We start from the raw sequence: 11695 nt of genomic DNA, 5'->3' as shown, positions 1-11695 counted from the left end.
GCGGTGGATTATTACTGCAAGTAATCCCACAGTAGTACAGGTATCAGGAACGTCAACTAGCCACACGACTGCTGCTATAACTGCCTATCAACACGCTGTCTATCTTTTTAAAGGTGTCATCCAGCAGCTCATAGCGCCTGCGATACATGGCACGTTTTTTTGAAGCAATACTGTCGAGCGGTTTCCTGGACAGAATCATGGGAATCTCAAAAAAATCTTCGCGCTCTGACGGAGTCGCTCCATGCTCTAACCAGATCACATCATAATTTGCCGCCAGTTCTAGAGCTTTGTGAGCGCCAAAATACGGATGACGGTGGTGGCGATACCCATCCCCTACCGCATAAATTTTTTCAACACCGATATTGATGGCAATGTATTTAATAACCTCGATCAAAAAGCTTCTTGGCCGAAGGCCTTCAAAGTCTTTTGTCAGGTCTCTGTAGATACTCAACGACAACTCACTCTCGACGCCTTTATGTATCCCTTGAACGGCGCCGATAAAAATACATAACTCAGTGTCCGTGCGACACAAGGTGAAGGCTATTGATGCAATGCGCAGATCACCCTGAAACAAGTTCAGCACCAACTCCCCTTCACGCATAAACCAGAAGGGACGATCCAGCACCAGGGAACAGCCAGCAGCAAACTCCGACAAATCACTCAGCAGCAAACTGTCACTTCGCCCCAACAGCAATAGCTGCGGACAGCTTTTGGTCACCACTTCGTAATGCGAGGCCAACACACTAAGTTTATTCTCGGGGCTCCAGCTTTTACTGATGTATGGCCAATGAACAACGCCTACACAATCCCCGCCTAATTTCTTAATACCGGATTTACCCAAGGCGTTCGACATCCGCCCGCAAAACAACTTTAGCTCAGACCAGTTTTTTGCAACCAAAACCAGCATTTTAAACTTATTATTCAATGCCCTTAAAGAATACCCGGCATGTAAAAAAAACACGCTCTTTAATATCACCCAATTATTCATATAAGTCTCACTTGTATTCGATCAACGCCGTCTTGCCGGCGCCGAATCTGTTCAGTAGAAACTTGACTTGCCCGAGCATTTCGGGAAATTTCCCCAGCACGAGAAAGAAAGCCCGCAGCCAGTTTTCGCGCGTGGATCTATCGCCCCCGCGGGCGAGGCGCACGACCTGCAATGGATAGACCAGCAGCACAAGCAGCCCAAACCATCCAAACATCAAACTCGCGATTACAGTCGCCAGCGGGACACCCAATCCCCAGAACCAGGCACGGCGCGACTCACGCAACCAATGTTGCTCCGGTGCGGCCCCATGTAAAAATGCGCCCTCGGCAAAGGCATAACCACCGCGCAGGGTACGCTGCCACCATTGGCCGAACCGGGTCATGGTTGCATCGTGCAAGGTCATTTCCTCACCCAGACGCCAGACCTTCCAACCATTCCCACGCAGACGCACGCACAATTCAGGCTCTTCCCCGGCAATAAGGCCCGGTCGAAACCCGGACGCTTCGGCGAATGCGTCAACCCGCATCAGCGCATCGCCACCACATGCCTTGGCCTCACCTAGCGGCGTATCCCATTCGAAATCACACAGTAAGTTGTAAACCGAGTGCTGCGGAAAACGTTCACGGCGCCGTCCACAGACCACCGCGACGTCAGGATGCGTATCAAGAAAGGCCTGCGCCCGGGGCAGCCAACCCCCGACAACCTCACAATCACCGTCGACGAACTGCACATAACGCATCGCCGGCAATAAGCGTTGTATGCAGGCAAATCCTTCATTGCGCGCACGCGCAGCCGTAAAGGGAATCGTCATGTCCAACTCGACCACCTCGACCCCAAGCCTCAGTGCCATCTGCACTGAACCGTCCGTTGATCCAGAGTCGACATAAACGACCTTCTCCGCCGAACCGACGAGGGAAGTCAGACAACGCTCAAGCCGTAGGCCTTCGTTGCGACCGATAACAACGACACCCATACCCATAGCCATGGCGTTCACTCAGCGACGCGATTGAAGTAATCCATCGGGTGGTTCATGAAAATTCCCTCGATTCTGCATACTTCCTTTTCTTGATAGTCGCAGGCACGCCCACTGCCACCGAGTCGTCCGGTACATCGGTCAGCACCACAGCATTGGCACCAATCACGACATTGTTACCAATGCGGATATTGCCCAGCACCTTGGCCCCTGCACCGATATCAACATTGTTACCCATCACCGGAGCAATCGGTTCACTCACATTCTTGAGGCCCACGACGACGCCATTGCGAATACGACAATCATCGCCGAACTGCGCATAGCCACTGATCACGATTCCGCCGAAATGATCGATGACGAAGTTGTGCCCGACCACCACCTCGCACGGCAGTTCGATACCCGTGACGATCTGCACCAGTTTGAAGAGCACTTTGTATATAAAGGAGAACAGCTTGCGTAGCAGTGCCGGTCGCACACCGTAACGCCAGCGCCCAAAGCGATAAACCACCATCACCCAAAACCCCTGAGCCCCCCAATCTCCGGCGTATGCACGTAAATCCGCACGTATGTTTTCGAACATAACTGGCTCTACCGTGTTGGTTGGCTAGCGAATTTGGTATCACGCAGCAACGCCCAGGTCACACGAGTATGCTGCCAACACGCCCCTAAAGCGGCCCGACCGCGGCCTTTCAATAGCGCCTTGAGCGCCACAATCAGATCACCCAGGCTCACCAGTAGCATATGTGAGGCCAAACCAGGCAGACCGTGGTGCTTGCGGAAGTACAAAAGCTCACTTTCGATTTGTAACTTGGGTAGCTGACGACTAGCCGCATTGAGTTTGTCAACAGACTTGGCACTTTCACCGCCGATATGCACCACCGTGGTATGCGGGTAGTAGACGACCTTCCAACCTGCCTGTTTAACGCGTTTGCAGTGATCTATCTCCTCGAAATAAAGGAAGTAGCGTGGATCGAACAAGCCAACCTGGTCGATGACTTCACGACGGATCAGGTAATAGCACCCGGGCACCCAGTCGCACTCACGCACCGACGCATGATCCCAGGCCATGTCGTCGACTCTTTTCACTACAGGGAAAAAGCGGTCAAGCCCTGTATGCGAAAGGAAGGCATTCAACGGCGTTGGAAAATAGCGACAGGAGGGCTGTAAATCACCCTCTCGTCCCACCAATCGAACGCCGAGGACACCGCAATCAGGATGAGTCTCCATGTAGTCGAGCGTCTTGCTCAGCGTATCCGCAGCAACAAAGGCATCGGTATTGAGGAGCAACGCATACTTGCCCTCCAGGTGCTCAACCAATTGATTATTGGCACGCCCAAAGCCAACATTATTTTCATTGGCCAGTTGCAACGCCTCTGGACAAATAGTTGCCAGACACTCCAGCGAATTATCGACAGAGGCATTATCCACCACCAAATAGCGCGTGCGATCCACGCTATTTGACTGGCGTAACGCATTAAACATCGGTTGCAACAACTCCGCTGTATTGTAATTAACCACCAACACATCAAGGGGAGCACTAACCATTGGGTTGCACGCCAAAAAAGTATTCCGCTCTCATTTTTATAAGCATCGGCTCAAATGCCGGGTCGTATACACCATTGCGCTGCCTGATAAGGTCAATCCACGGATAAGTGGCACTACGCTCTTCGACTTTCGCCAACACCTCTTCCAGCGTACAAATAACCTTGGCTGGATTACCCGCAACCACCACCCCAGGCGGAACATCTTTTACGACTACAGCACCGGCTGCGACAATCGAATTAGGGCCAACAGTCACACGCGGCAAGATCATAGCGCCATAGCCGATAAAACAATTATCAAGAATGTCGACAGGACCGACAGAATCAAGTTTTCTATCAAAGACCACCTCGAGCATGCCGACTACTCCATCGTGGCCGAACAGCGTGCAACAAGATAAACCTACATTATTTCCGAGTCGTACTAGTGAAGGGTCAGGTATGTTGGCAGCAGGATTGATCCATACGCCTTGACCGATGGAGTGCAGCCCCCCCCACCGAACCATATGTTTAGCCCATTCATACCCGTCCGGTTTACAGAATTTTTTATAGAGCGGAGTCCCATACCCCGTTGTTTTTGCAATATAAGCAATCGTACGTTTCAGTAGACCAATCATCCTGTCAGCCTCAATAATTTAGCGATAGACACCTGTGCCAAGGTTAGATACACCCTGATTCTTCATTACCACTACCCTAAGAGTAGACGCTTCCCTAAAATCCAACACTCAAATAATCCACACATGCTCCCCCTTTCATGAGTATCGGCCCACCCCGGGCCCCATCTGATGGTTAAGATGTTCCGCCAGCCTTAGAACAATTTGCAAAAGAGGCATCGTGGGGTTACAGGCACCGCCTGTAGCGAAAACACTGCTGCCCGCAACGTATAGATTCTCGACACCGAACACTTTGCAGTTCTCGTCGACAACGCCAAACTCAGGCGACGTCGCCATGCGTGTGGTCCCCATATGATGAGCATGGGGATTGAGCTTCAGTGGCAAATCGACGTCATAAACGTATTCTTCCAACTTGACAAAGCCCAACCCTGTCTCGGCAAAACACTTTGCCACTTCGAGCCCTATGGACTTGACGGTATTTCTGTCTGCCGGGGTCAGTTCCCAATGAACATTTGCCTTCCTCATCCCCAACGCATCTCGCTCGTCGAGCAATGAGATTCGGCTATCAGGGTTGGGAAACTGCTCGATCAGCGTGCCGAGTACCCCATCTCCAGGGCAATCGAACTTGGCAATAAATTCAACCTTGCGCTCCGCACCCACTTCGCAAACGAGGTTCTCGAAAAAGCTCTTGATGGCAGCCATTCGCCCATAGGATTTCACTTCAGCTACAAGCGTGGCCGTCACGTTTCCTTTACCTGACTTGTGCTCCATCACGAACGCATCGGTCGTGAAGTACTCCTGCCGAGCATCGGTACCCTGCCCGTCGTTCAGGATGAAGGTTCCCATTTCGACGTTCAGGTGCTCCATGAAGCATCTACCGACGAAACCATCCTTGCTTACGATACCGCCAGCTGCCAGGGACTCGCTGTTGAGCAGGTGCCGGGCATTCTCGATCGCGCCTGTCGCCAGGATGAATTGTTCTGCCTTGACTCGCTCTCGATGCAACTCGTAGTCCGAGACGACTATCGTTGCTATGCGGCCGGTCTTGCTGTCGAACTCAATATCGACGCAATTGCAATGGATGAAGACATCCAGCCCCTCGGTCTCATTCAGTTCCCTGGCATATTTTTGTGCAAATCGCGTCGGTGGGCTTAACAGGAAACGATCGGCGTCAAAGTCGGTGCCGTCCAAAGTCGCATTGATAGCCTTGAATCCGGAGTGCGGCGGAAGATCGACAATATCCATGGCCGCCGACAGATTGCGCTCGATCTCGGAAAACGCGATGGGCCAACCCGGCACGGGCACTGGAGGGCCCACGGTAAAGTCCGACTTTTCGAATGGACGGCATCGCCCGGCCCAGTGATTGGAGGTCCCGCCAAGATAACGCAGGCGTGTTTCATGAGCGTACATCTCGAGGCCTGACGATGAGACCGTGTAGAGGTTCTGCGAGGCCGACGAATACTCGTGCCCGCCGCCCTCGACAAGCACCACACGCCGACCATTACCGGCTAAACGCAAGGCCAGGGTAATGCCGGCTGGCCCCCCACCTATGATGCAGACGTCATAGTGGTCGCGGAGTTCTTTCTGCGATTGGTAGTCTTTGATCATGCGTGTGTTTGCCGAAAATGCTGGGCAGGCAGCACCCATCCGTTGATCACAACAAACTCGGATTTAGCAGCAGAAGGCCGGGCAACCGCTTTGGAAAATCCGAACATGAGTCCCCCAAGACTCAATAGAGCAGAAGCCTGGAGGAAGCTTCTGCGCCCCATCACAGAGGTATTCAAATCAGTTTCTCTCATGATTCAAAGCTCCACGACACCGAGATAACGTTGGAAATTTCAACTACACATCAAGGCCACATTTTTTTGGCGACGGCCATCAATACCTCAATGGCGACGCTGTGCCACAGCTTTGGAAACATCACGAGAAATAGATCAAAGCCATTTAACAAAATCCGTCAATAACTCCCCACACAATGCCCCCACCGCCAGCATAGGCAGCACCACCAATTCACGCTTGAGACTGAACATCCCCAGACGACAATTGACGTAAAAAACCAGGATAAGCGTAGGAAACGTGTACAGGGCAGCGCCCCAAATCGCATATTTGACCCCGCCAATCGCCAACAGCAGAGGCAGCAGCACCCACAACGAGACCACGCGAATAATGTTATCCATGGCCTGGTACTTGGTGTGTCCCAAGGCAATCCAGACCTGATTCGCCAGCATGTAGCGCATTGTGAAAAAAGAGAGTGAAAGAATGGCCATCATGTTGCCGGCCTGAGCGTAACGCTCATCGTACAAGATGCTGATGAGCAGTGGACTGCCGGTCAGGAACAGTCCGCAGAGAAACAGGCAGGCAAGATCGAGCATCAACTTCAAGCGGTAATACAAAGCGTGGAGCCGTACGGTGTCATTGGTTCTTGAGGCCTCACTGAAGGCCGGCAAGGCCACGGCCCCGACTACCTTCTGCAACGCAAGCTGAACAGCTCCCAAAATCAGCACGGCAATGGAGTAAACGCCCAGTTCGCCGGCTGTCATGCTGCCGCCGAACCAGACACGATCACCGTACATGGCCAATACGCCCACTGCCGACGACAACAGTATCCAACGGCCGAAGCCGACTAATTCATCGAGCGCAGAACGCTCCCACTGTAGACGGTTAGAAGGGCCCTCAAACCAGAAATGCCCCAGCAGCGTGCTGACCATCGATTGGACCAGACCTGCAATCACCAGCGACCAGATGGACCTGGTGTAGTAACCGACGCCCAGCATGATCAACAGCCCGACGATCTGGGATGCAAACTCGGTGAGTACCACTTTCTTTTGCTGGAAAGAGCGCACTGCCAGGTCGATTTTGGTCGACTGAAAACCAACGATGATTGCCGAGAAACCGGTCACGGCCAACACCAGCGGCAACTCGGGTGCGCCGTAGGTGGAATTGGGCGACCACAGATTAATGGTCTGTGCATACCAGGCGAGGGCCGCAAGGAGAAGTGTCGAAGCAAAAAGGATAAAGCCGCGCACGATCTGCACGGTCCAGATGGTATTGAGAAACACCGGATCGTCGCCACGCGGGCTCTGGATGATGTTCTGGCGCAAGCCGACATCGGAAAGCATGTGCAGAACCAGAGAAACGGTGATGGCGATCATCATGATGCCGAACATCTCCGGCATCAGCAGACGGGCCATTATCAGGTTGCCGCCCAAGCGAAAGGCTTGAGACGTAACCAGCGCCCCGAGATTCCATGCCCCAGCAGAGATCGCTCGCTTACGAAGGCCCAACGTTGGCGACAAATCAACTAACGACATAGCATCATCCCCGGACTCAATGGCTCAAAAGGAACTATAGTCGCGTTTGGCCATTCCACTAGCCGTCGCTCATCAATCAATAAGTCCAATCATCCATGCCTGAGCACTTCCGAGCGTTAATCGTCATTCTGGTCCTTACTGGCATCGTATTTGCCATGGCACGTCGACCAGCAGCAGACCTGATTCCCGACCGAAATTTCACTCGTCGGCGCAATCTGTGGTTCGTTTTGACGCTTCTGGCATTTGTGTCGCACAGCTTCTGGGTGTACGCGGGCATTGCCGCGATCGTTTTGACCTTCGCACGAAATCGCGAACGCAATCCCGTGGCGCTATTTTTCCTTCTGCTGTTTCTCATCCCGCCGGCCACGGCGGAGATTCCGGGCTTCGGCCTGGTCAACTATTTTTTTGCCCTTAACCATATTCGTGTGCTGGCATTGTGTGTGTTGCTTCCGGCTTTTTTGGTTCTGCGCAAGCGCGCCGACACGGTCCCTTTCGGGCGCACCTGGCCTGACAAACTGTTAGCCGCCTACCTCCTGCTGACGAGTCTGCTTTTCCTGCGCGAAACCACGGTTACCGACACCTTGCGCCAAATGCTCTACTTGTTCATCGAAGTTTTTTTGCCTTACTACGTTGCCAGCCGGGCGCTGAAGAACCTCAGCGACTTCAAGGACGCTCTGTTCGGTTTTGTACTCGCCGCCATGGTGCTGTCGCTTATAGGTCTCTTCGAATATGCCAAGCACTGGCAGCTGTACAGCGCGGTTGTCTACGCCATGGGCATGCAATGGGATCCCGGCTACTTGAGTCGTGGTGGCTCATTACGCGCCAGCGCCACTACCGGCCAGGCCATTGCGCTGGGCTTCGTCATCAGCGTGGCCATCGGCTTTTACCTGTACTTGCAGGAGGATGTACGCAGCAAATTGCAGCGCAGCCTCGGCGCACTGTTGCTCGCCGGTGGTTTGTACGCACCGCTGTCGCGTGGCCCCTGGATCGGTGCAGCCGTCATGATCGTCGTGTTCATCGGCACTGGCCGTAAAGCGATCAAACGCCTGATGCTGCTGGCCGCCGCCGGGGCGCTCGCCCTGCCCTTGCTGGCCATCGTGCCGGGCGGGCAAAAGGTGATTGATCTGCTACCGTTTATCGGCACGGTGGAAGTCGAAAATATCACCTACCGGCAGCGCTTGATTGATAACGCCGTGATCGTTATCCAGCGCAACCCTTGGCTGGGTTCTTTCAATTTCCGCAGCACCCCGGAAATGCAGTCCATGATCCAGGGCCAGGGGATTATCGATATCGTGAACACCTATATCGGCATAGCGCTGTCGTTCGGTTTGATTGGTTTGACGCTTTTCGTGGTTTTTTTCGCCAGTGTTCTGCTGGGCATCCGCAAGGGGATGCGTTCGTTCCCCAAAGAAGACGATGAGGCGCGCCGACTCGGACGTGCACTTCTGGCGACACTGGCCGGGATCCTGATCACCATCGTTACCGTTAGCAGTATCACCGTCATCCCCGTGGTGTATTGGTCGGTGGCTGGACTGTGCGTGGCCTACGCTCAGATGGCACGCAGGCTCAAGCACACTTCGACGGCCGTCTCGGCGAGTGCCCATCTCCAACTCAGGTAGAACCCATGATCCAATTGTCTCGCCGCCCCCTGATACTGCTCCTGCTGGTTTTTGCTATTTGGCCGTTTCGTACCTGGGCGTCGGACTGGGTCGTCAGTGTGGATGAGCGCAACGGCCTGCCAATGCTGGAGCGTGGCGGCAGCCCGGCATTTGCTACGACATTCTCGTTCTTTGGGCGCAACTGGGACTGGACGTATTTGCAGACCGAATTCAAGGTAAACACCCCTTATCGATACTCCCTTGCAGGCAAAAACAAAGCACTGGATTTCGACTTGGCTGCGCAGATTCAGAAACAAGACGAGCAAAAGCTGACCTGGAATTTTGCCGTGGATGCGCACAGCGGCAAGTCGGGCATTTCAGGGGGGGGCATGGTCTTCGAATTCGACCCCGCTCTTTTCGCTGGAGAAATGGGCGAGCCCACGTTGCTGCCCGACAACCGCGGCTGGACCTGGGGCAACGCGCAAGGGCGACGCATCGAAATGCGCTTCGAGCCCGCACTGGCGAGTGTGTACTTGGAACCGGGCAGTAAATCCGAGGTGCGTGCTTTTTTCTACAAGAACACGATCAAACCTGGCCGCCTGGATTTCACAGCGACCTTGAGCGTTTCTGGCGATGTGGCGGTCGGCCCAACCGTTACCGAGCGCTTCGGCTTGTCGGACCCAAAGAGCTGGCCGACTGACAAGCTCGACTGGAAAACCTCGCCGGTCGACCTGTCCTTTCTCAACGCTCAGGAAAAACCTGCAGGCAAGCGCGGCTTCGTCAAAGCCTCCGGCGAGCAATTGCAGTTTGCCGACAACACTACGGCGCGTTTCTGGGGCACCAACCTTTCGGCCTACGCGTTGTTCCAAACCTCAGACGATGCAATCAAGCTCCAGGCCAAACGCCTGTCGGCACTGGGCTTCAATCTTGTACGACTGCACCACCATGACTCGCCATGGGTCTTCCCGAACATCTTTGGCGACGGCAGGGTCACGCGCAGCACCCAGCAACTGAGCCCGGAATCGCTGAAAAAAATCGACTGGTGGATCAAATGCCTGAAAGACGAAGGCATTTATGTGTGGCTCGATCTGCACGTCCAGCGAGTCTTTACTGAAAAGGACAACATTTATGGCTTCGATGAATTGCCCAAAGAAGAACAGAATTTCACCTATCTCAAGGGCTATTCCTATGTAAACCTCACCATTCAGCAAGCCATGAAGCGCTTTGCCGAAGCCTACCTGACCCATGTAAACAGCTATACCGGCCTCGCTTACAAAGACGACCCGGCGATTGCCGCCGTACTGATTACCAACGAAAACGACGTCACCAACCACTTTGGCAACGCCCTGCTGCCAGACAAGAATTTGCCGAAGCACAACCGCGTCTACATGGCGGAGGCCGAGGCTTTTGCCAAACAGCACAATCTGTCTGCAGACCAGACCTGGCGCTCCTGGGAGCCAGGCCCCTCCAAGATGTTCCTTAACGATCTGGAGCGACGTTTCAACATCGACATGATTCAACACCTGCGTGGAATAGGCGTGAAGGTCCCCATCGCCACGACCAGTAGCTGGGGCCGCAATGGCCTGAACTCCCTCCCGGCACTTACTTCCGGCGACGTAATAGACGTCCATAGCTACGGTGGCTCGGGACAGGTCGAGAAAAACCCGCTCTATAGCGACGGCATAGTGAATTGGATTGCCGCCGGCCAGGTCATCGGCAAACCCTTGACCGTCACCGAGTGGAACAATGAGCCCTTCCCGATACCAGACCGTCACTCGCTGCCACTCTATATCGCTGGCACCGCCAGCCACCAAGGCTGGGATGCACTGATGCAATATGCCTACAGCCAGGAGCCAATGGGGGGCGTAGGAATGAGTGCCAACAACTGGCACGCCTATAACGACCCTGCAATGCTGGCCACCCTGCCCGCCGCCGCCTTGCTTTATCGCCGTGCAGACGTTCGCGAAGCAACAACGACCTACGTCTTCGCGCCGACGTCAGCCACCCTGTTCAACCAAATGATCACACCGGCCAACTCTGCTCTACTGCGCACAGCCATGGAGAAAGGCAAGCTGGAAATCGCGATGCCACAAACGCCAGAGTTGCCTTGGTTGCAACAGAGCGTTATCCCAAGCAATGCACAGGAATTTCATGACCCTGACCAGTCGCTACTGGACGCCAATGCCATCGAGTCCACGACCGACACGGGTGAGTTAAAGCGCAACTGGAAACAAGGCGTCTACACCATCAATACACCGCGTACCCAGGCCGCTACCGGCTGGATCGGCGACGAGTCGATCAGCCTTGGCAACATTAAGGTTCAAGTGAAGACCGCCAACGCCAGTGTGGTGGTGCAAAGTCTGGACGACGCGCCTTTGGGCCGATCGCAGGATTTACTGATTTCGTTAGGCACCCGTGCCGTCCCCCAGGACGGCGACAAAATACCTTTTTACGTTGAGCCCCTCGAGGGCACGCTAACCATCCAGGCACCGCAAGGCTTGACACTGTTCACCCACGGCATTCTGAGGCAAATGAAGAAGCTGCCCGCGACCTACCTTGATGGCCGCTATACCATCAAGTTCGACGGCTTGCAGGCGTCGAACTGGTTGTTTTTGAAAAAAGACGTCACGCAAGCACAACCTTAGGCGACGTTCAGCCGACCTCAACCTGATG

Annotated in this window: 10 protein-coding genes; 2 read left to right on the top strand and 8 right to left on the bottom strand. The window is 54.2% G+C overall.

The window, feature by feature from the left end; translation table 11 throughout:
- Positions 1-52: 52 nt before the first annotated feature.
- The 8 genes from ACA059_RS12660 to ACA059_RS12625 form a co-directional block, all read right to left on the bottom strand.
- The gene (locus ACA059_RS12660; RefSeq protein ID WP_497634060.1) at positions 53-988 is read right to left on the bottom strand and encodes a DUF535 family protein; all 936 of its coding nucleotides are present in this window, start codon (positions 986-988) and stop codon (positions 53-55) included.
- A 7-nt stretch (positions 989-995) separates the two neighbouring features.
- Positions 996-1973, bottom strand: a complete 978-nt coding sequence (locus tag ACA059_RS12655) for a glycosyltransferase family 2 protein (RefSeq protein ID WP_497634059.1) — start codon at positions 1971-1973, stop codon at positions 996-998.
- 43 nt (positions 1974-2016) lie between these two features.
- Complete coding sequence (locus ACA059_RS12650; protein ID WP_497634058.1) at positions 2017-2541, bottom strand: serine O-acetyltransferase; 525 nt, start codon at positions 2539-2541, stop codon at positions 2017-2019.
- An 8-nt stretch (positions 2542-2549) separates the two neighbouring features.
- On the bottom strand, positions 2550-3506 hold the full coding sequence (locus ACA059_RS12645; protein ID WP_497634057.1) for a glycosyltransferase family 2 protein: 957 nt from the start codon (positions 3504-3506) through the stop codon (positions 2550-2552).
- Positions 3499-4116, bottom strand: coding sequence for an acyltransferase (locus ACA059_RS12640; RefSeq protein WP_497272859.1), 618 nt, complete (start codon positions 4114-4116; stop codon positions 3499-3501). Before ACA059_RS12640 ends, ACA059_RS12645 begins: the two co-directional genes overlap by 8 nt.
- Positions 4117-4251: 135 nt before the next feature.
- Complete coding sequence (locus tag ACA059_RS12635; protein ID WP_497634056.1) at positions 4252-5721, bottom strand: FAD-dependent oxidoreductase; 1470 nt, start codon at positions 5719-5721, stop codon at positions 4252-4254.
- Positions 5718-5912, bottom strand: a complete 195-nt coding sequence (locus ACA059_RS12630; protein ID WP_497634055.1) for a hypothetical protein — start codon at positions 5910-5912, stop codon at positions 5718-5720. Before ACA059_RS12630 ends, ACA059_RS12635 begins: the two co-directional genes overlap by 4 nt.
- A gap of 135 nt (positions 5913-6047) precedes the next feature.
- Complete coding sequence (locus tag ACA059_RS12625) at positions 6048-7424, bottom strand: oligosaccharide flippase family protein (protein ID WP_497634054.1); 1377 nt, start codon at positions 7422-7424, stop codon at positions 6048-6050.
- Positions 7425-7519: 95 nt separating this feature from the next.
- Between ACA059_RS12625 and ACA059_RS12620 the strand changes: the two genes are divergently transcribed.
- Together ACA059_RS12620 and ACA059_RS12615 are read left to right on the top strand one after the other, a co-directional pair.
- Positions 7520-9043 carry an O-antigen ligase family protein gene (locus ACA059_RS12620; RefSeq protein ID WP_497634053.1) on the top strand — a complete coding sequence of 508 codons (1524 nt, stop codon included), beginning with the start codon at positions 7520-7522 and terminating at the stop codon, positions 9041-9043.
- A gap of 5 nt (positions 9044-9048) precedes the next feature.
- Positions 9049-11667 (top strand): glycoside hydrolase 5 family protein, encoded by a 2619-nt coding sequence (locus tag ACA059_RS12615; RefSeq protein WP_497634052.1) that lies wholly within the window; start codon positions 9049-9051, stop codon positions 11665-11667.
- Positions 11668-11695: the final 28 nt, after the last annotated feature.

Source organism: Pseudomonas sp. LBUM1647 (assembly GCF_059716175.1).
This window is presented reverse-complemented; position numbering and strand designations above follow the sequence as displayed.

What these genes read in the sequence shown, in the direction of transcription:
- ACA059_RS12660 (WP_497634060.1), bottom strand. Translation starts at nt 988, where the DNA reads ATGAATAATTGGGTGATATTAAAGAGCGTGTTTTTTTTACATGCCGGG.
- ACA059_RS12655 (WP_497634059.1), bottom strand. Translation starts at nt 1,973, where the DNA reads ATGGCTATGGGTATGGGTGTCGTTGTTATCGGTCGCAACGAAGGCCTA.
- ACA059_RS12650 (WP_497634058.1), bottom strand. Translation starts at nt 2,541, where the DNA reads ATGTTCGAAAACATACGTGCGGATTTACGTGCATACGCCGGAGATTGG.
- ACA059_RS12645 (WP_497634057.1), bottom strand. Translation starts at nt 3,506, where the DNA reads ATGGTTAGTGCTCCCCTTGATGTGTTGGTGGTTAATTACAATACAGCG.
- ACA059_RS12640 (WP_497272859.1), bottom strand. Translation starts at nt 4,116, where the DNA reads ATGATTGGTCTACTGAAACGTACGATTGCTTATATTGCAAAAACAACG.
- ACA059_RS12635 (WP_497634056.1), bottom strand. Translation starts at nt 5,721, where the DNA reads ATGATCAAAGACTACCAATCGCAGAAAGAACTCCGCGACCACTATGAC.
- ACA059_RS12630 (WP_497634055.1), bottom strand. Translation starts at nt 5,912, where the DNA reads ATGAGAGAAACTGATTTGAATACCTCTGTGATGGGGCGCAGAAGCTTC.
- ACA059_RS12625 (WP_497634054.1), bottom strand. Translation starts at nt 7,424, where the DNA reads ATGTCGTTAGTTGATTTGTCGCCAACGTTGGGCCTTCGTAAGCGAGCG.
- ACA059_RS12620 (WP_497634053.1), top strand. Translation starts at nt 7,520, where the DNA reads ATGCCTGAGCACTTCCGAGCGTTAATCGTCATTCTGGTCCTTACTGGC.
- ACA059_RS12615 (WP_497634052.1), top strand. Translation starts at nt 9,049, where the DNA reads ATGATCCAATTGTCTCGCCGCCCCCTGATACTGCTCCTGCTGGTTTTT.